The following is a 19,294-nucleotide window of genomic DNA, read 5'->3' as shown; positions in this document are numbered from 1 at the left end:
AATGAGCTATGCCCACGGAGCCCCTCTCGCGAGGCCGGATCGTCGCCGCGGCCATCGACCTCATCGAGCGCGAAGGCGCCGACGCGGTCTCCATGCGGCGCCTCGCGGCCGAGCTGGGCGTCGGCGTGATGTCCCTCTACAACCACGTGCCCAGCAAGGACGCCCTGCTCAACGGCGTGGCGGAGGCGGTGCTCAGCAAGATCGAGTTCACCGACGAACCCGGCGCGCACTGGACCGACCGGGTGCGGATGCAGGCGCGGGCGTTCCGGCAGATCGCCCACCATTATCCGCGCTCGACCATGCTGGTCGTCAGCCGCCAGCTCCACTCCACAGCCGGCCTGCTGCCCGTCGAGCGGGCGCTGGCCACGCTGCGCAGTGCCGGGTTCGACGGGGCGGACGCGGTCAGGATGTTGCGGATGTTCATCGCGTACATCGTGGGCTCGCTGCTGCGCGAGGTCGGCGTCACGCCCTCGTTCCCGCCCGTCCACCCCAGGGCGATCATCGCCGAAGGCGTCGATCCCGCGTTGTTCCCCCAGGTCAGCTCGCTGGCGCCGCTGCTGGACGAGTGCGACGACGAGGCCGAGTTCGAGTTCGGGCTCGAGCTGCTCATCCAGGCCATCGTGGCGCACGCGGCGCGCAGGGAGGGCACCCGGTGACGGACGCCCTCCCGGCCGTCCTGGTCGTCAATACCAGTTGTGCGACCTCCAATGCCCCCAGGCTCCGCACGGCCTGCCGTACCTCCCCTTGATGTAGGCCAGGCCCCACCGGATCTGCGTCTCCGGGTTGGACCTCCAGTCGTGGCCCGCGCCGCGCATCTTGCCCGCGGGCAGCGCCTGCGGGATGCCGTACGCGCCCGACGAACGGTTGAGCGCGCGGTGGTTCCAATTGCTTTCCCTGGTCCACAGGTTGTCCAGGCAGTGGAATTCCCTGAGGGTCCAGGAGCGCTGGACGACGTGGCCCAGCGCGATCTTCTTGTTCTTGTTGGCCGGCCGGATGGCCGGGAGCTCCGGTTGCGTCGATGTCGTCCAGACCCGGGTCTTCACCGGCGGGGCCGACTCCGCCCAGGCGGTCGTCACCATGCCGGTGAACGCGGTGACGGATATGAGCGTGCTGCTGAGTGCGCGTTTGCTGTTCACAACGATCCTCGCTGTCGGGTCGCGTGCGGACAGGGCGCACAGCCTTCGGCTTTCGGCGCCCTTGCCGGTCCGCGTCCGTGGCTCGGACGAGGAGGGTCCGCGCGGCCCTCCGGGATCTTGCTCCGCCCGATCGTGCTGGGCGGCCCGGAGGGCTCCGCGACGTGTCCTTTAGCACGATTCCTATTACGGGCTGTCACCGTGAGTCATACGTCTCGACACGCGAAGGACAGGTATTTGTGTGATCGTTGCGGATAAAAGGCCGGCCCGCTGGACCGCGATTGCCGTGCCCGCCGCTCATATGGTGGGCCCTTGCCAGAAAGACCGGGCAAGCCTGGGGTTTGACTCAGTACCAGCGGTGGGATTGGAAGTGCGCCCACGCGCGACACGGCGAGCCGTACCGCTGCTTGATGTATCCGAGACCCCATCTGATCTGGGTGCGGGGGTTCGTACGCCAGTCGCGGCCGGATGAGGCCATCTTGTGGGCGGGGAGCGCCTGCGGGATGCCGTAGGCGCCCGAGGAGCGGTTGCCGGCGCGGTGGTTCCACCCGCTCTCGCGGGCCCAGAGCTTGACCAGACACCTGAACTGGGCCGTGTTCCAGCCGCGCGCCGCCACCAGGGACTTGGCGATCGACTTGTTCTTGCTACTTGTGCTCGTCTGGGAGCTCTGCGCCTGTGCGGCCGAGGCGCCGCCTGCCGCCACGAGGGTGGCGGTCAGGACCAGGACGCCGGTACGGCGGAGCATGGGCATGCGGATTCCCTTTCGAAGGGGGATATGGACCGCGCCACCCTGCCCGATAGACACCTTTCATTGCGAATTGACCATGAAAAAGTAGATCATTGGCAAAGATCCCAATATTCGGTTATTCAGCGGTTTTGTCCGAGAAATGTGGACAAAGTCACATTTCTCGGCCTGGGGCTCCCGGCGGGGTTCTGTAGGGTCGGACCATGAGCCTCAGCGACATCCCGCTCCGCACCCTCACGGACGCCCCCACGACCCTCGGTGAGCTGACGTCCGGCAAGGCCGCCCTGATCGTCAACGTCGCCTCCCGATGCGGCCTGACCCCGCAGTACGCCGGCCTGGTCAAGCTGCAGGAGGAGTACGGCCCGCGTGGCCTCACGGTGGTCGGCGTTCCCTGCAACCAGTTCGCCGGGCAGGAGCCGGGCTCGGCGGAGGAGATCCAGCAGTTCTGCGCGACGACGTACGGCGTGGACTTCCCGCTCCTGGAGAAGACGGACGTCAACGGCCCGTACCGGCATCCGCTGTACGCGGAGCTGACGCAGGCCGCGGACGGGGACGGCGAGGCCGGCGACATCCAGTGGAACTTCGAGAAGTTCCTGGTGGACGGGGAAGGCAGGGTGGTGGCCCGCTTCCGCCCCGGCGTCACCCCGGAAGACCCCTCGATCACGGCGGCCGTCGAAAAGCTCCTTTGAGTCAAGGCGTGTCGCCGAGGCCGAAAGGGCTTCAGCCCGCCGCTACGGCAGGCGTGTCCCCGTGGCGGCGGACAGGTCGTACGTGACGCCGGTGAGGCCTTCGGAGAGCCGCCACAGGCGATCGGCTGTGCCGGCGTCGCGGATGGCGCGCTCACGAGTGCGACGCATGGGCTCGCCACGCAGTTGCAGCGGCCCGTCGGGAACGATGTAGCAGCCCCCGGGCAGGTCCGGCACGGTCGCCGCGTACAGGGAGGTCTTCGCCCCGTCCGGGGTGGGACGGAAAGCCGCGCGCACGAGCAGGCGTGTGACGGTCGCATACAGTCGTCCTCTGCCGCTGTTGGCACCGCCGGTGAGCACGTTCGTGCGGGTGAGTCCCGGTGCGACGGCCATGCTGCGCAGCCTCAGCCCGGCGGCGTCGGCGGCCGCGCGACGGCGAGGCGGCTCATGGGCGAGGATGCTGACGCCGAGATGAACTCCCCGTCTGTCCCGGCACCTTGAGCACGCGTTCCAGGACGGGACGGCCTCGGCACGGCCCGCTCGATGGGACCGACGATTGCCGAACGGTGATCGTGTCATTACGGTATGCGATTTCCGGCGGGGTATCGATGTAGCGCGCACGTTGCCTGACGTCCCTCAGGGAGCACTCACATGACGATCAATCCGTACGCAGGATCGCCCTTCAGTTACGTCGCCGAGCCGGCCGCGGCGCCGTACTCGATCGTCGAGTTGATGCCCGGGGTCCGCAACCTGTACGAGTACGTAGGGCTGCGGCCGGGCGAGCGGGTGCTGCTGCTCATGGAGCACACCGTCGACCCGGTCGTCGTCCAGGCGATCGCCGCGGCGGCCGCGTACCGGGACGCCGACGTGCGCATCCTGTCGGTGCCGCCGTTCAGTCCCGGAGGGTGGGACAGGGAGGCGCCGCTCGACATCGAGACGGCCGCGTTCCGGGAGGCGGACGTCGTGATCAGCGGCACCTGGTGGGGCGAGGTGCACACGGCGCCTCTCTTCTTCGACCAGATCAAGGCGCGCTCCTCGCGCTGGCTGTCCCTGCACATGACCGCCACCGCCGGGGCGCTGCTGACCGGCGGCCGGCTTCCCGCCGAGGTCTTCTACGCGCTGCTGCTGCGGGCGTTGCGGCAGATGTCGGCGGCCCGGTCGATCCGGGTCACGTCCGAGCGAGGGACGGACGTGACGTTCTCGGGGCCGGCGTTCGATCCCGACCCGGGGGCGATGCGGCCGGGGGACTGGCGGCCCTTCCCGTACGGGGGCGCCAACTTCTGGCCGGACGACACCGAGGGCGTCGTGGTCATCGAGGACAGCACGGTCACCGGCGTACCGGAGGAGCCGCTGCGCATCACCCTCGAAGGCAACCTGGTCCGCAAGATCGAAGGCGGGGCCGCGGCGGCGCAGCTGCGGCGGTACGCGCCCGGCGGCTACTACATGCGGCACGGCCTGATCGGGCTGAACCCGAAGGTGCGGGTGGCCGGCGGGACGCAGTTCGAGCGGGAGAAGCACGCCGGGGCCTTCTACTGTGGCATCGACGGGCTGACCGACGGGGCGCCGGTCAAGACGGGGCCCGGCTTCGCGCACTGCGACTGCCAGGTCGACCGGCCCACCGTGTGGGTCGACGGGGAGCTGTTCATCGACCGGGGCCGGCTGCTGATGCTGGACGAGCCGGAGATCCGGGAGGTCGCGGCGCGGTTCGGGCCGCCGGACGTGATCCTCGACGACAACCCGGTCATGATCCTGCCCCGCCGCTACACCGGGGTGCCGGCGGCCGGTGGGACTCACTGACCTGTCGGACGTCCCCCGACACCGGCCTTCGCGCCGAGCTCTTGCAAGGCGCGGGCACGATCCCCGGCGTCGAGCCGGTCAGTACGCCTAGCGGTGCGGGCCGCAGCTGCCTCTGATGATCAGCTCGGTCGGCAGGACCACGCTCCGGGGTCTGCGGCCCCCGGAGCGCAGCACCAGCTCCGCCGCCCGGTATCCCATGTCCCGCCCGGGCTGGGCGATCACCGTCAGGGGAGGAGCGCACAGCTCGGCCCACGGCACGTCGTCGTACATCACCAGCGACACATCCCGCGGCACCCGCAGATCCAGCTCTCTGGCCGCCAGCACGGCCGCCTCCCCGAGCACGTTCCCCCCGGCCACCACGGCCGACAGGTCCGGGCGGCTCTGGAAGAGGCCGGAGGCAGCGGCGTAGGCCGAGTCGCGGCTGCCGGTGCCGAACACCACCAGTTCCTCGTCCACCGGCGCCCCCACCGCCTCCCTGAAGGCCGCCACCCGCCGGTCGTGGCCGGGACCGCCGAGGAAGGCGATGCGCTTGTGGCCCAGGCCTCTCAGATAACGGACGGCCGTACGGATGCCGGCCCGGTCGTCGGCCACCACGGACGGCGCGTCCAGCGGGCGGACCCGCGGGGCCGCGGGGAGGCCGTCCAGGAACATGAGGTCGTCCACGGCGGCCGCCCCGGGTTCGTCCTGGACCGCCGGGGAGGGGAGGCGGTCGGCGAAGACCACGGTCATGCCCGCGCGGATCGCCGGGGCCCAGGTGTCGGCGTCGCCCGACGGGACGGCGATGAGGCGGTCCACGCTCTGCTCCAGCAGCATGCCGATCAGCTCGGACTCCTGCTCCGGGTCGCCGCCCGTGGAGCCGAGCAGAACCGGCTCGCCGGCCGAGCGGGCGCAGGCCAGCACGCCCTCCGCCAGCTGGCCGTAGAAGGTGTCGGTCAGGTCGGGGACGAACAGCCCCATGCCGCCGGTGCGGCGCTGGCGCAGGTTGCGGCCGAGCGCGCTGGGGCGGTAGTCGAGCTGCGCGGCGACGGCCAGCACACGATCCCTGGTCCGCGGGCTGGCCGAGCCGCCCGAGAGCACCCTGGACACGGTCGCGACGCCCACGCCGGCCGCCTCGGCCACATCCTTGATCGTCGCCCTCTTCTCCATGGAAACGATTCCATCATGTTTTCCGCCGAGCGGGAAGCCTCGCGCGCCGACAACGGCTGGTCACGCTGTAACCCTTGACACCGATGTCCGTTTCGGGTGAGATGCTTGAAAACGTATCCACGTGAGTGGGAAGACCGTACCAACATCCGGGCCACCGCCCTGGAGCGCGAAGGAATGTCATGGCATCCATCGTTCTGACGAACGTCGACAAGATCTACGCCGGTGGCGTAAAGGCCGTGAACGGGCTCAACCTTGAGATCAGGGATGGCGAGTTCATGGTGCTGGTCGGTCCCTCCGGTTGCGGTAAGTCGACCGCGCTCCGGATGATCGCCGGCCTGGAGGACATCAGCGGCGGCGAGATCTCCATCGGCGACAAGGTGGTCAACCACCTGCCGCCCAAGGACCGCGACATCGCGATGGTCTTCCAGAACTACGCGCTCTACCCACACATGACGGTCGAGGAGAACCTCGCCTTCGGCCTCAAGCTCCGCAAGATGCCCAAGGCGGAGATCCAGAAGCGGGTCAACGACGCCGCCAAGATGCTCGGCCTCGAGACGTACCTCAAGCGCAAGCCGGCCGCCCTGTCCGGTGGTCAGCGCCAGCGTGTCGCGATGGGCCGCGCCATCGTCCGTGAGCCGCAGGCCTTCCTCATGGACGAGCCGCTGTCCAACCTTGACGCCAAGCTCCGCGTCTCCATGCGCGCCTCGCTCAACACGCTGCACGAGCGCCTCGGCGTCACGACGGTCTACGTCACCCACGACCAGGTCGAGGCCATGACCCTCGGCGACCGCGTCTGCGTGCTGCGCGACGGCCTGCTCCAGCAGGTCGACACCCCGCAGAACCTGTTCGACAAGCCGGTCAACCTGTTCGTGGCCGGATTCATGGGCTCGCCCTCGATGAACTTCGTCACCGCCGAGCTCGTCCGCGACGGCGGCGCCGCGGTCACCTTCGCCGACGTCAAGCTGTCGATCCCCGACTCCACCTTCACCGACAAGCCGGGCCTCGACCAGTACATCGGCAAGAAGATCATCCTCGGCATCCGCCCGTCCGACTTCGAGGACGCCAGCTCCGCCGGCACCCACGCCAACGGCTGGGCCACGCTGCCGGTCAAGGCGGAGGTCACCGAGGAGCTGGGTTCCGAGATCAACGTGCTGTTCCTGATCGACGCCCCGCCGGTCGAGCACAAGGACACCGTCGCCGCCGCCGACACGGGCGACGACGAGGAGGCGGCGCTGCCGCTGGTGGGCGACAAGTCCCTGTGGACCGCCCGGGTCAACGCCCGCAGCCACGTCCGCCCCGGCCAGAACATCGACCTGGTCCTCGACACGCACAACCTGCACTTCTTCGACCCGGCCTCCGGCCTGGCGATCGGCCACGAGGCCAACCGCTGATCCCGGCCCCCGGATCCCGGCCGTGAGCCCAGCTCACGGCCGTTGGGCCCCCACCGCGACCCCCTCCCGCGGTGGGGGCCCGCCCTTGTTCCAGCCCGTGCGCCTCAGCGGCCGAGCCGGCCCGACACCAGGCTCTGGAGATTGCGCGGCACCAGCCGGCCGATCGCCACGATGGCCTTGTACCGCAGGTCCGGCACCGACACCCGCTTGCCCAGCGCCAGGTCGCGCAGCGCCTCCCGCACCACGTCGTCGGCCTTGAGCCACAGGAACCCGGGGATGCCGGAGGTGTCCATCGAGGCCCGCTGGTGGAACTCGGTCCGCACGAACCCCGGGCACAACGCCATGATCTTGATGCGTGGGTTGCCCACCTCGGCCGCGGCCGACTCGCTGAAGTTCACCACCCACGCCTTGGACGCGCTGTAGGTGCCGCGCGTGAAGAACGCCGCCACCGACGCCACGTTGACGATCGCGCCCCGGTCGCGCTCGCGCATCCCGGGCAGCGCGGCCAGCGTCAGCCTGAGCACCGCCTCGCAGTGCACTTTGAGCATGCGGACCTCGTCCTCGACCGGAACGTCGGGGAAGCGGCCCGCGTGGCCGAATCCGGCATTGTTCACCAGCAGGTCGACGCCGTCGCGGATCCGGGACTCGACCTCGGCGATCCCGTCGTCGGTCGCGAGGTCCGCGGGCAGCACCTCGACGCTCACGCCGTACCTGAGCTTGAGCTGGTCGGCGGCCTCGGCGAGCCGGCTCGCGTCCCGCGACACCAGGACGAGCGAGTACGCCTCGGCGGCCAGGCGCCGGGCGAAGGCGGCGCCGATGCCGGCGGTGGCACCGGTGATCATTGCGGTTGGCATGCTCTGACCCTACCGAGAAGAAGCCTGCTCATCAGCCTGCCGGCCCACTGTCCTGCCGGGTCACGACCGTACCGGCAGTCCATTTCGCAGTTTTCTCATCGGCGCCCATGGCAGGATGAACGGCGTGCGTCTCGTCGTGGCTGTGCTCTTATCCCTCGCGGCCGTCACCGCCTGTTCCGCGGAGCTCCGGGGGTCCGCGACCTATGGCCCGGAGACGACAGCCGCCGCCCCGCCGCCCACCACGCCGGAGACAGCGCCTGAGACAGCGCCTGAGACAGCGCCTGAGACGACCCCGGCCGAGCGCGGCGAGCTGCGGTTCGAGAAGATCGGCGACTTCGAGCAGCCGGTGGCGTTCGCCGTGCGCAAGGGCGACGACCGGCTCTACGTCGCCGAGCAGACGGGCAGGCTGCGCGCCTCCGACGGCAAGACGGTCATCGACCTGTCCCGCGAGGTGAGCGACGGCAACGAACAGGGCCTGCTGGGCGTGGCGTTCCACCCGTCCGGCCGGTGGGTCTACCTCGACTGGACCGACGCCCAGGGCGACACCCACGTCACCGAGTGGGCCTACGACGGCGCCAAGGCGACAGGCCGGCGCGACGTGCTCACCCAGGACCAGCCGTTCGCCAACCACAACGGCGGCCAGCTCTCCTTCGGCCCCGACGGCTACCTCTACATCGCGCTGGGCGACGGCGGCAGCGGGGGCGACCCCGAGGGCAACGGCCAGGACCTCGGCACGCTGCTCGGCAAGATCCTGCGCATCGACCCGCGGGGCGGCCGGCCGTACGCGGTGCCGGAGGACAACCCGTTCGTCGGCAAGGAGGGCGCCAAGACCGAGATCTGGGCGTACGGCCTGCGCAACCCCTGGCGGTTCACCTTCGACCGCGAGACCGGCGACCTGTGGATCGGCGACGTCGGGCAGAACGCGTGGGAGGAGGTCGACTACCAGCCCGCAGGCTCCGAGGGCGGCGAGAACTACGGGTGGAACCTGCGCGAGGGCGACAAGCCCTTCCGCGACGGGAAGGGGCGCGAGCTGGTCGACCCCGTGATCGTCTACCCGCTGAAAGAAGGCGGCAACTGCTCGGTGATCGCCGGATACGTCTACCGCGGCGAGAAGATCCCCTGGCTGCGGGGACAGTTCATGTACGGGGACTTCTGCGCCGGGTGGATCAAGGCCGCGCCCGTCGACGAGCTGGAGAAGGCGGCCGAGGTCGGCGAGGTGCAGCAGTTGTCGTCATTCGGCCAGGGGCACGACGGCGAGCTCTACGCGCTCAGCCTGCGGGGTCCGCTCTACCGGATCGAGCCTGCCTGACCCGGTCGATCAGGTTCTCCACCTGGTCGTTCAGCCTCGACCCCCGTGCCCAGCCCGCGTAGTGGGTCAGGAAGACGACCACCTCGCGCAGCTCCGTCTCGGTGAGGTCGCCGGCGCGCAGGGCGGTGTCGAGCTGGACCTCCGTCATCTCGTCGAGGCCCTGGCCGACGAGCAGCCCGAGGAGGAGCAGCCGGCGCTCCTTGACCGACAGGACCGTCCTGGACCAGACGTCGGCGAACTGGCGCTCGGCCATGATGCCGAAGGAGTCGACGATCTCCATGGCGGGTTCTGTCATCGCACGCTCCGGGTGTCGCTAGGGATCCTCATATCTTTCGCTACTTCCTGGGATGAACCAATGGGGGTTGCATGAACGTTGTACGGAGGCGCCGCGGGCCCCGAGCGGCAGCCGTTTTCGATCTGTAACAAGTCGAGCCAATGAACGAGCAAGATTTGGTCAAGATTTTCCACCGTACATCGGGCTCATTCCTCCTGAAAGCGGGCACAACAACTCCGTTGGTCCGTAAAGCGGAGGTAAGCCCTGGTGAAAAAGACACGGGCTTTGGTCGCGCTCATGGTCGCGATCTTCATGCTGTCTGCGTGCGGGCAGCCGGAGTTCACCTACGTGCGTGATCGGGCGGGCACCACCTACTTCAAGGTGCCGTCGTCGTTCACACAGCTCAACGCGAGCGAGATCGAGATGTATCTGTCCGGCGACCACCCAAGCTCGCAGGCGGCGCAGCTGCGGGCACAGCGGGTCTGGTCGGCGGCCTTCGACCAGTCCGCGGAACCGTCGGTCAGCCACCTGCTGGGGTCGGCGGATCCCTTCGTCTACGCCACCGTTCATCAGCTCACCGAGGAACAGCGGGACGTGATCTCGCTCAACCGGCTGCGCGACTTCCTCTTCCCCGTCACCGAGCAGGTCCGACAGCTCTACCTGCAGCAGGCGATGACCACCGGCCGGCAGCCCACCTTCCAGAACTTCGAGCTCCTCAACGACGAGGTCCTGAACCTGGACAACGGCGCCCGGGGGGTCCGGGTCCGCTTCAACTACCAGATCGGCAACGACGTCCAGACGTTCGACCACACCGCCATCCTCGACGGGAAGGGCACCACGGTCTCCGTCATGCTCATCGGCTGCCAGTCCGTCTGCTACAGGAAGCGCGCCGGCGAGTTCGACAAGATCGCGAGTTCTTTCAAGCTGCTCCGGCTGCCTGGATGAGGGAGCACCATTGACCACGACCATTCACCATGAAGGGCTGCGTGCCCCCGGCAGCGGGCCCTCTGATCCCGAATCCGTGACCAGGAAGAAGATGCAGTTCTGGGATCGGAGCAAATTCCTCATCGCCCTGGTGGCGGCCTACTTCATCCTCACGTGGAAGATGATGGCCGACTACGAGGGCATCACCCCCTTCCCCGAGGCGGCACTGGTCATCGCGAGGGACTACCAGTGGATCTTCTGGCTGATCGGCGTCGAGCTCGTTCGCCAGCTGCACTTCCTCGTCAGCGAGCACTGGTCGGCCTACCACCGCTTGTGGAGCCAGAAAATCTTCGGCGGCTCCGAGCGCTGGGCGCACCGGCGCTTCGACGACTGGACGAGATACCGGCTCTCGCGGGCGTTCAAGATCGCGTTCTTCGTCGTGCTGACCGCCCTGGTGCTGGGGGCGGTGCTGGACATCAGCCCGTTCCAGGCGTTGTTCCAGGTGCCCGCGCTGATCTGGCAGGCGCTGCCGTTCTTCCTGCAGATCGTCTTCCTGTTCTTCTTCGTCATCATCCAGTTCGTGGGCCTGTTCTGGTTCCTGTCCAGGGGCGGCGTCGAGACCTACTTCCCCGACGACATCAAGACCCGCTTCCACGACGTGTGGGGTCAGGACCACGTGGTCGAGCGCGTCCGGGAGAACATCGTCTTCCTGGAGCGGCCCGACGAGATCGAGAATCGCGGCGGGTACGTCCCCAGCGGCCTGCTGCTGTGGGGTCCGCCGGGCACCGGCAAGACCCTCATGGCCGAGGCCGTGGCCGGTGAGACCGGCAAGCCGTACGTGTTCGTGGATCCGGGCGCGTTCACGAACATGTTCATGGGCATCGGCATCCTCAAGGTGAAAAGCCTGTTCAGGAAGCTGCGCAAGCTGGCGCTCCGGTACGGCGGCGTGATCGTCTTCTTCGACGAGGCCGACTCGCTCGGCAAGCGCGGCCGGCTCGCCCAGCAGGGCCCCAACGTGCCGGGCGGCGGCTTCTCCGGCCTGTCCGGGTACGCCGGCTGCCACGGGCTCAACTACCTGTCCGAGGAGACCCGCCAGGTGCTGGCCTTCCGCGCCCGGCGCGAGGACGGGGAGGAGCCTGGCCGGCGTAACCGCTTCATGATGGGCGGCGGCATGATGGGCAGCGGCGACCCCGGCACGCTGCAGGCGCTGCTCACCGAGCTGTCCGGGCTCAAGAAGCCGCGCGGGTTCTTCAACCGCCTGGTCAGGCGGCTGCTCGGGATGCGGCCCAAGCCGCCGCCCAAGTACCGCATCCTCGTCATGATGGCCACCAACCGGCCTGACGCGCTCGACGAGGCGCTGCTGCGGCCCGGCCGCATCGACCGCATCTACAAGGTCGGCTACCCGTCCAAGGCCGGGCGGGTGCGCACGTACCAGGGCTACTTCGACAAGGTCGACCACGAGCTCACCGCCGACCAGGTCGACAAGCTGGCCACGATCACCCCGTACGCCACCGGCGCCACGATCAAGGACCTGGTCAACGAGTCGCTGATCACCGCCATCCGCGACGGTCGCGAGATCATCACCTGGTCGGACGTGCTGCGCGCCAAGCGGCTCAAGCAGCTCGGCCCGCCCGAGGACGTCGAGTACATCGAGCGCGAGCGGCATGCCGTGGCCGTCCACGAGGCCTGCCACGCGGTCGTGGCGTACGTGACCCGCTTCCACCTCGAGATCGACATCGCCACCATCGAGAAGGGCGCCGACTACCTGGGCATGGTCGCCTCGATCAAGCCCGAGGACCAGTTCACCCGGTGGAAGTCGGAGCACGAGGCCGACATCATGGTCTCGCTGGCGTCGCTGGCCGGGGAGCGGATGTTCTTCGGCGAGGACAACTCCTCCGGCGTGTCCGGCGACCTGTTCTCGGCGACGTACCTCACCGCGATGATGGAGTCGTACTGGGGCATGGGCTCCGGCGTCACCTCGCTGCCCGCGCTCCAGGAGCTGGAGATCATGGGCGGCAAGGCCATGCGCAAGCGCATCCCCGGCAGCGGCGGCATCGGCATCACCGAGCGCGATCCGGCCAAGCGCGAGCCCGACCTGACCCCCGACGTGCTGGGGGAGCGGATCGAGTTCAACCTGGTGCGGCTGCTGGAGAAGACCGAGCAGCTGCTGCAGGAGCACCGCCGCGAGGTGCTCTGCGTGGCCCACGCGCTGGAGACGCACAAGACGCTCAACGGCGACGACGTGGTGGCGATCATCCGCAGGGAGCCGGGACCGCTCATCGACGGCACGATCTACGCCTCCGACGAGCTCTACCACGAACTGGAGGACTACCACCGGGACGCGGCCAGGGCGCACAAGGAGCACAGCCGCATCGAGCGCGAGCTGCCCGGTGCCGTGGAGCAGGACGTCGAGCCGGTGGTGGCCTTCAGCGGCGCCGGCGTCAAGGCCGTCCATCCGGGGCCGCAGGTGGTGACCATCGAGCCGCCGCCGACGCCGGTGATCGCGCCGCCGCCCACGGCGGTCACACCGGCCGCCGACTCGGCCGACCGGCCAGAGTTCATGCCGTGGGCGCCCAACACGGCGACGCCGGCGCCTCCGCAGACGCCCTCGCCGGTGCCCGTCGTGGTCGAGGCGGCGGCCGCGCCGCCGCTGCCCGCGCGGAAGCGGACCGCGGGGAGGGTGTGGCTGGTCATCGCCAGCCTGCTCGGGCTCGTGGCCCTGTCCATCATCGCCGCGCTGGCCGTGACGGGCGCGGGCGGCAACGGCGCCAACACGGCGGCCTCCGGCATGGTGGCCTCGCCGGGGCTGCTGTTCCTGCTGTTCGTGGTGATCGTCGCGGTCATCGTGGGCGCCGGGCTGGCGCTGGTCGCGATCAAGGGGGTACGCGCGGCGCAGGCCAAGGCCGAACGCGAGCGGGACGAGGCCCACGCCCGGGCCCAGCTCCTGGCCGCGGCGATGGACCCGGACACCGCCATGCGGCTGCTCGGCTACGACGGCAACGGGCGCGACGGGCGTACGTGACAGGTGGCGCGACCGGGGCTCTCAGCAGTCCCGGTCGTGCTCCTCGTGGACCTTGCGCAGCAGCGCCATCAGCTTCTCCTCCTCGCGAATGCGCCTGCGGTATTTCTCCGGCAGCTTCCTGAGCTGCTGCTCCTCGGCGCACAACTTCCCGAACAGCTCCTCGCGCAGCGCCGGATCGTGCTCGACCTCCAGGTAGTGCTGGGCGTGCCGCCGCGCGGCCGACACGGTGTTCTGCGCGCGGCCTTTGGCGCTGGTCAGCGAGGCGATCACGGTGATCACCAGCACGCCGACGATCACCGACAGGGACAGGCCCGTGCTGATCTCGGTGACCGGCACGGGCTCGCCGTCGTTGACGAACGGCACGTTGTTCTCGTGCAGCGCGTGCAGGACGAGCTTGACGCCGATGAAGCCGAGGATGACGGCCAGCCCGTAGGCCAGGTAGATCAGCCGGTCGAGCAGGTCGTCGATGAGGAAGTAGAGCTGCCGCAGGCCCAGCAGGGAGAAGGCGGTGGCGGTGAAGACCAGGTAGACGTTCTGGGTGAGGCCGAAGATGGCCGGGATGGAGTCGAGGGCGAACAGGATGTCGGTCCCGCCGATGGCGATCATGACGAGCAGCATCGGCGTCATGACCCGCTTGCCGTCCTGGACGGTGAACAGCTTGTCGCCGTCGTACGTGTCGGTGGCCGGGAAGAGCCGGCGGGCCAGGCGGACCATGACGTTGTCCGGCTGGTGGCTCTCCTCGCTCTCGGGCTTGAGCAGGTTGCCCGCGGTGACCAGCAGGATGAGGCCGAACACGTAGAACGCCCAGCTGAAGGAATTGATCAGGGCCGCGCCGAGCAGGATGAAACCGCTCCTGGCCAGCAGCGAGAAGACGATGCCGAACAGCAGCGCCTTCTGCTGGTCGGCGCGCGGCACCTTGAAGCTCGACATGATCACCAGGAAGACGAAGAGGTTGTCGACCGACAACGCCTTCTCCGTGACGTAGCCGGCGAAATACTCCGTCCCGGGATCGGCGCCACCGAAGATCCACACGCCCGCGCCGAACACCAGGGCGATGCCGACGTACAGGGCGGACCAGACCGACGCCTCGCGCAGCGAGGGGGCGTGCGCCCGGCGTACGTGGAAGAAGAAGTCGAGGAGCAGCAGCGCGAGGATCCCGCTGATCGTCAGCCACCACACCAGGGGGGAGACGTCCATCAGACACGCACTCCGAGCCGGCCGATCGGCTCCACCAGTTCCTCCTCCTCATAGGCGAAGTGCGACGCCAGAACGGCCGCCAGCCGGTCCGCGCGCGCCCTGACCAGTTCGATCCCGGCCGGGTCGCGCAGCAGCCGCACGCACGCCTCGTCGAGCCGGGCCAGCAGCTCGGCGATGACCTCGTGCTCCTGCTCCAGCTTCTTGATCACCGGTGCCAGCGTGGGGTCGGCCTCCAGGACGGCCGGGAACATGGCCTCGTCCTCGGTCGTGTGGTGCACGGTCAGCAGCCGGCAGAACGTCGCGCAGTACGTGCCCAGCGTCCACTGGTTCTGCCGCGCGGACAGCCGGTCGATGCTCTCGCGCAGCTCGGCGACCTGCTCGATCGCGTCCTGGACCTGCCGCATCTCGTGCCGGTAGCCGTCATGCACCTCCACCAGGTGGCGCCCGAGCCGCCGCTGCTCCGGCGTGAGCGCCGCGGGGTCCCGCCTGGGCGCGCGGGGCCGGCCCGCCTCGTCCAGGTCGGCGAGCGTGACCGGCCGCTCGGCCGGCTCCGGCGCGGGCCGCCCCCGCTCCCTGGCCACGGCCTCGCGTACGGCGGGCGCGACCTCCGCGGCGAACGTCCGAAGGTCCCGCTCGGCCTCCGGCCCCGGCGCGAGCACGAACCCGGTCATGCCGACCTCCAGCGCCAGCTCGGTGAGCTGCTCGGCCCACAGCGCGGGGGGACCGTCGAGGAACCCCGGCCCGGGCAGCGGCGCGAACGTGCCGCCGATGTTGTAGACCTTGCGGATCTCCACCGGGTCGCGTCCCGCGTCCGCGGCCGCCGCGTCGAGCACCTTCGCCTGCGCGGCCACCGCCTCCGGCGGGCTGTAGAAGGACGACGACAGCCAGCCGTCGCCCATCCGCCCGGTCAGCTCCAGCATCCTGCGCTTGATCGCGCCGATCCAGATGCCGATCGGATGCGCGGGGAACGGCCCGGGCCGCGCCCCGCCGAGCCGGTAGTGGTCGCCCTCGAACACCACGGGGTCGCCCGGCGTCCACAGCGCCCGCAGCACCGTGATCGCCTCGGCCAGCGCCTCGATCGACGCGGCCGGGGACAACCGGCGTCCCCCCATCGCCGCGATCGCGTCCCAGAACGCGCCCGCGCCCAGCCCCAGCTCCACCCGGCCGCCGCTGAGCAGGTCGAGCGAGGCGGCGGCTCTGGCCAGCACGGCGGGCGGCCGCAGCGGCAGGTTGACCACGTCGGGCACCAGCCGGATCCGCCGGGTGCGCGCGGCGATCGCCGGCAGCAGCGTCCAGGTGTCGAGGAATCCCGCCTGGTAGGGATGGTCCTGGACACCGATCAGATCGAGGCCGAGCCGGTCGGCCAGCGTGACCTGGCGCAGCAGCCGGTCCCGGCCTTCGGCCTCGGGTGACAGGAATGCGCCGAACCACAGATCGTGCATGAGCAATCCCCCTGAGTGACATGGTCGCATGGCGCCGTGAACCCTGAATCTCTGACCCACGTCTTAGGGGTTATGCATCGGATCGCCTGGTTCGCCATCGTCTGTGCCCTGCTCACGGCATGTTCGTCCGTCAAGGAGTGCACGCTCATCGGCACGCCGGTCGGAGTGGGGGTGCAGATCAAGGGACCGCTGGCGGCCCAGGCCGTGTCCGCCTCGATGGAGGTGTGCTGGGACGGCGGCTGCGAGGAGGCCCGCGTCGAACTGCAGCCGACCAGCCGGACCGTGACGGAGACCTGCGCGGGGGACACATGCTCGGCGACCTCGGTCCCGGACGGCGGGAAGCACGCGTTCGGCGACGTGCCCGGGTTGCCCGAGCGGCCGGTGCGGGTACGGTTGGCGCTGCTGGACGCCGGCGGGGAGCCGGTCCTGGAGCGCGCGATCGACGTCACCCCGCGCCTGCGCTATCCCAACGGCCCGGACTGCGGCGGGGGCGGGCCGAACGCCGCGCTGACCGTCGAGGGCGACGGCGTGGTACGCGAAGGGTGATGCCCGGACCTGCATTTGGCTTGGCAAAGACCGTCTGATTAACACGGCGTTCACATGCGGGCAAAAACCGGGAAACGGCCGTCCATAAGACTCGGCGTGGCTGTGAAACACCCTGAAAGGATCGCTGTGAGCTACAAGGCTGAGTACATCTGGATCGACGGCACCGAGCCCACGGCTCTTCTGCGCTCGAAGACCAAGATCCTTGCCGACGGGGCTGAGCCGCCGGTCTGGGGCTTCGACGGCTCCAGCACCAACCAGGCCGAGGGTCACTCGTCGGACCGCGTGCTCCGCCCGGTGTTCACCTGCCCCGACCCGATCCGCGGCGGCGACAACGTGCTCGTCCTGGCCGAGGTCGAGGAGATCAACGGCGACCCGCACGTCAGCAACACCCGCGCCCTGCTGCGCCCGATCGCCGAGCAGTTCGCCGACCAGGAGTCCTGGTTCGGCATCGAGCAGGAGTACACCTTCTTCAAGGGCAGCCGCCCGCTCGGCTTCCCCGAGGGCGGCTTCCCCGCCCCGCAGGGCCCGTACTACTGCGGTGTCGGCGCCGACGCCATCTTCGGCCGTGAGATCGTCGAGCTGCACCTCGACCGCTGCCTCGCCGCCGGCCTGGCGATCTCCGGCATCAACGCCGAGGTCATGCCCGGCCAGTGGGAGTTCCAGGTCGGCCCGGCGAGCCCGCTCGACGTCGCCGACCACCTGTGGGTGGCCCGCTGGCTGCTCTACCGCACGGCCGAGGAGTTCGGCGTGGAGGCCACGCTCGACGCCAAGCCCGCCCGCGGCGACTGGAACGGCGCCGGCGCGCACACCAACTTCTCCACCAAGGCCATGCGTGAGGGCTACGACGCCATCATCACCGCCTGCGAGGCACTCGGTGAGGGCGACAAGCCGCTGGAGCACATCACCCAGTACGGTGCCGGCGTCGAGGCCCGCCTGACCGGCGCCCACGAGACCGCCCCGTGGAACAAGTACAGCTACGGCGTCTCCGACCGCGGCGCCTCCGTGCGCATCCCGTGGCAGGTCGAGCTGGAGAAGAAGGGCTACATCGAGGACCGCCGCCCGAACGCCAACGTCGACCCGTACGTCGTCACCCGCCTGCTGGTGAACACCTGCTGCTCGGCGCTGGAGAAGGCCGGCCTGGTCTGACCGCACTCCCGCGGCTGGTAAGGCTGATGACAGGGGCGCCACCCGGCTCGCACGGGCGGCGCCCCTCTCTCTTGCCTGACAGCCCTTCGCGCCGGCCGCGACGCTCGCGGCGGGGTGCGTCAGGCGAGGCGGAAGCCGAGATCGGGGACGATCTCGGCGACGTCCATCTGCGCCTTCTGCAGGCGGCCGGAGTGGTCCCAGTTCATCGCCTGCCAGCGGGTGAACTGGTCGAGCACCCACATGCCGGACTGGCGGCTGCCGTTGCCCGACTTGCCGTTGCCGCCGAACGGGAGGTGCGCCTCCGCGCCCGACGTGGAGTTGTTGACGCTGACCATGCCGGCCGAGACGCCCTCGCGGAAGCGGAAGGCGTGCTTCGGGTTCGTGGTGTAGATCGAGCTCGACAGGCCGTAGCCGGGCAGGTTGGCCAGCTCGACGGCCTCGTCGAGGGTGCGGAACGCGGTCACGCCCACGATCGGGCCGAACGTCTCCTCCATGAACAGCCGGTCGCCGGGCCGCACGCCGTCCACGACGACCGGGTGGTAGTAGAGGCCCCCGCCATGGATACTGTCGCCGTCGAAGTCGCCGCGCGGGTTGTCCTTGGTGATCTTTCCGATTTTTCCTGACACGACCGTGTGGTGGGGCTGGAGCCAGGTCAGGTACTCCTCGTAGCGGTCGGCGAACTTCTGGTCCAGCAGCGGCCCGGCCAGCACGTCCTGCGCCGGGTCGCCGATCCTGGCTCCGGCCAGCGCCCGGGCGAACCGCTCCACGAACGCGTCGTGGACGTCCTCGTGCACGATGACCGTGCCGAGGCTGGTGCAGCGCTGGCCGGCGGTGCCGAAGCCGGAGAACAGCGCGCCCTCCACCGCGAGGTCCAGATCCGCGTCCGGCATGATCACCATCGGGTTCTTGCCGCCCAGCTCCAGGCAGGCCGACTGGAGGTGCCGCCCGGTCAGCTCGCCGATCTTGCTGCCGACCGCGCTGGAGCCGGTGAACCCGACCTTGTGCACGTTGCCTTCCTCCAGCGCCAGCTCCAGGCCGCGGAAGGTCTCGGCGCCGTCGGCGAAGACGACGTTCAGCACGCCGTCGGGCAGCCCCGCCGCCGTGAACAGCTGGAACATGGCGTGCGCGGAGGCGGCGGCGTACTCGGCGGGCTTCCAGACGACGGCGTTGCCGCACAGCAGGGCCGGGACCAGGTACCACGACGGCACGGCCACCGGGAAGTTGCCCGCGGTGACGACCGCCGCCACGCCGACCGGGTTGCGGAAGGTGAACAGGTTCTTGTCCGGCATCTCGGACGGCACCGTCTGCCCGTACAGCCGGCGGCCCTCGCCGAGGAAGAAGTCGCAGGTGTCCACGATCTCCCTGACCTCGCCCAGGGACTCGGCGTACGGCTTGCCGATCTCCTCGGTCACCAGGCGGGCCAGCCGCTCGGTGTTGGCCTCGACCAGCCGCCCGATGGAGGCGATCACCCGGCCGCGCACGGGCGCGGGCACCCTGGCCCATTCGCGCTGGGCCTCCTTGGCCGTGCGGCAGGCGGCGGCGAACGCGCCGGCGTCGGCCAGGCCGACCCGGGCCACGACCTCGCCCGGCCGGGCGGGGTTGGTCGACTCATATGCGGTCGCGGTGGCGGCCTCCTTGCCACCCACGACGGAAACGATCTGACGGCTCATCGGTGGCCTCCT

18 protein-coding genes are annotated in these 19,294 nt (G+C 69.7%); 9 read left to right on the top strand and 9 right to left on the bottom strand.

Translation table 11 applies throughout. From position 1 onward, the window contains the following. The first annotated feature begins 8 nt into the window (after nucleotides 1–8). Nucleotides 9–656 carry a TetR/AcrR family transcriptional regulator C-terminal domain-containing protein gene (locus ACIBX3_RS06625; RefSeq protein ID WP_397113848.1) on the top strand — a complete coding sequence of 216 codons (648 nt, stop codon included), beginning with the start codon at nucleotides 9–11 and terminating at the stop codon, nucleotides 654–656. A gap of 27 nt (nucleotides 657–683) precedes the next feature. Here ACIBX3_RS06625 and ACIBX3_RS06620 read toward each other — a convergent pair whose 3' ends face one another. Both ACIBX3_RS06620 and ACIBX3_RS06615 read right to left on the bottom strand, forming a co-directional pair. After that, nucleotides 684–1,136: a transglycosylase SLT domain-containing protein gene (locus ACIBX3_RS06620; RefSeq protein WP_397113846.1), complete on the bottom strand. Its 453-nt coding sequence runs from the start codon at nucleotides 1,134–1,136 to the stop codon at nucleotides 684–686. Nucleotides 1,137–1,479: 343 nt separating this feature from the next. Continuing rightward, entirely contained in the window at nucleotides 1,480–1,884 is a 405-nt protein-coding gene (locus ACIBX3_RS06615) for a transglycosylase SLT domain-containing protein (RefSeq protein ID WP_397113844.1), read from the bottom strand. A 197-nt stretch (nucleotides 1,885–2,081) separates the two neighbouring features. Between ACIBX3_RS06615 and ACIBX3_RS06610 the strand changes: the two genes are divergently transcribed. After that, on the top strand, nucleotides 2,082–2,567 hold the full coding sequence (locus ACIBX3_RS06610) for a glutathione peroxidase (protein WP_397113842.1): 486 nt from the start codon (nucleotides 2,082–2,084) through the stop codon (nucleotides 2,565–2,567). A gap of 42 nt (nucleotides 2,568–2,609) precedes the next feature. Here ACIBX3_RS06610 and ACIBX3_RS06605 read toward each other — a convergent pair whose 3' ends face one another. Further along, a complete protein-coding gene (locus ACIBX3_RS06605; protein WP_397113840.1) occupies nucleotides 2,610–2,957 on the bottom strand; it encodes a hypothetical protein in 348 nt (115 codons plus the stop codon). Between the two features lie 258 nt (nucleotides 2,958–3,215). Here ACIBX3_RS06605 and ACIBX3_RS06600 point away from each other — a divergent pair, with 258 nt between their 5' ends. Beyond that, on the top strand, nucleotides 3,216–4,361 hold the full coding sequence (locus ACIBX3_RS06600) for a hypothetical protein (protein WP_397113838.1): 1,146 nt from the start codon (nucleotides 3,216–3,218) through the stop codon (nucleotides 4,359–4,361). Between the two features lie 87 nt (nucleotides 4,362–4,448). Here ACIBX3_RS06600 and ACIBX3_RS06595 read toward each other — a convergent pair whose 3' ends face one another. Further along, nucleotides 4,449–5,507 (bottom strand): LacI family DNA-binding transcriptional regulator, encoded by a 1,059-nt coding sequence (locus tag ACIBX3_RS06595; protein WP_397113837.1) that lies wholly within the window; start codon nucleotides 5,505–5,507, stop codon nucleotides 4,449–4,451. A 179-nt stretch (nucleotides 5,508–5,686) separates the two neighbouring features. Between ACIBX3_RS06595 and ACIBX3_RS06590 the strand changes: the two genes are divergently transcribed. Then, the gene (locus ACIBX3_RS06590; protein WP_397113835.1) at nucleotides 5,687–6,898 is read left to right on the top strand and encodes an ABC transporter ATP-binding protein; all 1,212 of its coding nucleotides are present in this window, start codon (nucleotides 5,687–5,689) and stop codon (nucleotides 6,896–6,898) included. 104 nt (nucleotides 6,899–7,002) lie between these two features. On the opposite strand, the gene ACIBX3_RS06585 is transcribed toward ACIBX3_RS06590, so the two are convergent. Next, entirely contained in the window at nucleotides 7,003–7,752 is a 750-nt protein-coding gene (locus tag ACIBX3_RS06585; protein ID WP_397113833.1) for an SDR family NAD(P)-dependent oxidoreductase, read from the bottom strand. Between the two features lie 124 nt (nucleotides 7,753–7,876). On the opposite strand from ACIBX3_RS06585, the gene ACIBX3_RS06580 reads away from it, so the two are divergent. Beyond that, the gene (locus ACIBX3_RS06580) at nucleotides 7,877–9,061 is read left to right on the top strand and encodes a PQQ-dependent sugar dehydrogenase (protein WP_397113831.1); all 1,185 of its coding nucleotides are present in this window, start codon (nucleotides 7,877–7,879) and stop codon (nucleotides 9,059–9,061) included. Here ACIBX3_RS06580 and ACIBX3_RS06575 read toward each other — a convergent pair. Beyond that, nucleotides 9,021–9,356 carry a carboxymuconolactone decarboxylase family protein gene (locus tag ACIBX3_RS06575; RefSeq protein WP_397113829.1) on the bottom strand — a complete coding sequence of 112 codons (336 nt, stop codon included), beginning with the start codon at nucleotides 9,354–9,356 and terminating at the stop codon, nucleotides 9,021–9,023. The two genes, ACIBX3_RS06580 and ACIBX3_RS06575, sit on opposite strands and share 41 nt — an antisense overlap. 246 nt (nucleotides 9,357–9,602) lie before the next feature. Between ACIBX3_RS06575 and ACIBX3_RS06570 the strand changes: the two genes are divergently transcribed. Both ACIBX3_RS06570 and ACIBX3_RS06565 read left to right on the top strand, forming a co-directional pair. Beyond that, nucleotides 9,603–10,280, top strand: coding sequence for a lipoprotein (locus tag ACIBX3_RS06570; protein ID WP_397113827.1), 678 nt, complete (start codon nucleotides 9,603–9,605; stop codon nucleotides 10,278–10,280). A gap of 10 nt (nucleotides 10,281–10,290) precedes the next feature. Next, nucleotides 10,291–13,281, top strand: coding sequence for an AAA family ATPase (locus tag ACIBX3_RS06565; RefSeq protein WP_397113825.1), 2,991 nt, complete (start codon nucleotides 10,291–10,293; stop codon nucleotides 13,279–13,281). Nucleotides 13,282–13,302: 21 nt separating this feature from the next. Here the strand turns inward: ACIBX3_RS06565 and ACIBX3_RS06560 are convergent, their stop codons facing one another. Both ACIBX3_RS06560 and ACIBX3_RS06555 read right to left on the bottom strand, forming a co-directional pair. Next, a complete protein-coding gene (locus ACIBX3_RS06560) occupies nucleotides 13,303–14,478 on the bottom strand; it encodes a TerC family protein (protein WP_397113823.1) in 1,176 nt (391 codons plus the stop codon). After that, nucleotides 14,478–15,920, bottom strand: a complete 1,443-nt coding sequence (locus tag ACIBX3_RS06555) for an LLM class flavin-dependent oxidoreductase (protein ID WP_397113821.1) — start codon at nucleotides 15,918–15,920, stop codon at nucleotides 14,478–14,480. The genes ACIBX3_RS06560 and ACIBX3_RS06555 overlap by 1 nt, the downstream gene beginning before the upstream one ends. A 72-nt stretch (nucleotides 15,921–15,992) precedes the next feature. Between ACIBX3_RS06555 and ACIBX3_RS06550 the strand changes: the two genes are divergently transcribed. Both ACIBX3_RS06550 and glnII read left to right on the top strand, forming a co-directional pair. Continuing rightward, complete coding sequence (locus ACIBX3_RS06550) at nucleotides 15,993–16,466, top strand: hypothetical protein (RefSeq protein ID WP_397113819.1); 474 nt, start codon at nucleotides 15,993–15,995, stop codon at nucleotides 16,464–16,466. A 126-nt stretch (nucleotides 16,467–16,592) separates the two neighbouring features. After that, nucleotides 16,593–17,612, top strand: a complete 1,020-nt coding sequence (gene glnII / locus ACIBX3_RS06545; RefSeq protein ID WP_397113817.1) for a glutamine synthetase — start codon at nucleotides 16,593–16,595, stop codon at nucleotides 17,610–17,612. Nucleotides 17,613–17,731: 119 nt separating this feature from the next. Here glnII and ACIBX3_RS06540 read toward each other — a convergent pair whose 3' ends face one another. Next, nucleotides 17,732–19,282 (bottom strand): aldehyde dehydrogenase family protein, encoded by a 1,551-nt coding sequence (locus ACIBX3_RS06540; RefSeq protein ID WP_397113815.1) that lies wholly within the window; start codon nucleotides 19,280–19,282, stop codon nucleotides 17,732–17,734. Nucleotides 19,283–19,294 lie beyond the last annotated feature (12 nt).

The organism is Nonomuraea sp. NPDC049480, assembly GCF_044465905.1.
Lineage (GTDB): Bacteria > Actinomycetota > Actinomycetes > Streptosporangiales > Streptosporangiaceae > Nonomuraea.
This window is presented reverse-complemented; position numbering and strand designations above follow the sequence as displayed.

Bases quoted from the DNA above. Each gene is read 5' to 3' on its own strand.
- ACIBX3_RS06560 (WP_397113823.1), bottom strand. From the start codon at position 14,478: ATGGACGTCTCCCCCCTGGTGTGGTGGCTGACGATCAGCGGGATCCTC.
- ACIBX3_RS06585 (WP_397113833.1), bottom strand. From the start codon at position 7,752: ATGCCAACCGCAATGATCACCGGTGCCACCGCCGGCATCGGCGCCGCC.
- ACIBX3_RS06625 (WP_397113848.1), top strand. From the start codon at position 9: ATGCCCACGGAGCCCCTCTCGCGAGGCCGGATCGTCGCCGCGGCCATC.
- ACIBX3_RS06595 (WP_397113837.1), bottom strand. From the start codon at position 5,507: ATGGAGAAGAGGGCGACGATCAAGGATGTGGCCGAGGCGGCCGGCGTG.
- ACIBX3_RS06610 (WP_397113842.1), top strand. From the start codon at position 2,082: ATGAGCCTCAGCGACATCCCGCTCCGCACCCTCACGGACGCCCCCACG.
- ACIBX3_RS06615 (WP_397113844.1), bottom strand. From the start codon at position 1,884: ATGCCCATGCTCCGCCGTACCGGCGTCCTGGTCCTGACCGCCACCCTC.
- ACIBX3_RS06555 (WP_397113821.1), bottom strand. From the start codon at position 15,920: ATGCACGATCTGTGGTTCGGCGCATTCCTGTCACCCGAGGCCGAAGGC.
- ACIBX3_RS06600 (WP_397113838.1), top strand. From the start codon at position 3,216: ATGACGATCAATCCGTACGCAGGATCGCCCTTCAGTTACGTCGCCGAG.
- ACIBX3_RS06540 (WP_397113815.1), bottom strand. From the start codon at position 19,282: ATGAGCCGTCAGATCGTTTCCGTCGTGGGTGGCAAGGAGGCCGCCACC.
- ACIBX3_RS06590 (WP_397113835.1), top strand. From the start codon at position 5,687: ATGGCATCCATCGTTCTGACGAACGTCGACAAGATCTACGCCGGTGGC.
- ACIBX3_RS06575 (WP_397113829.1), bottom strand. From the start codon at position 9,356: ATGACAGAACCCGCCATGGAGATCGTCGACTCCTTCGGCATCATGGCC.
- ACIBX3_RS06550 (WP_397113819.1), top strand. From the start codon at position 15,993: ATGCATCGGATCGCCTGGTTCGCCATCGTCTGTGCCCTGCTCACGGCA.
- ACIBX3_RS06605 (WP_397113840.1), bottom strand. From the start codon at position 2,957: ATGGCCGTCGCACCGGGACTCACCCGCACGAACGTGCTCACCGGCGGT.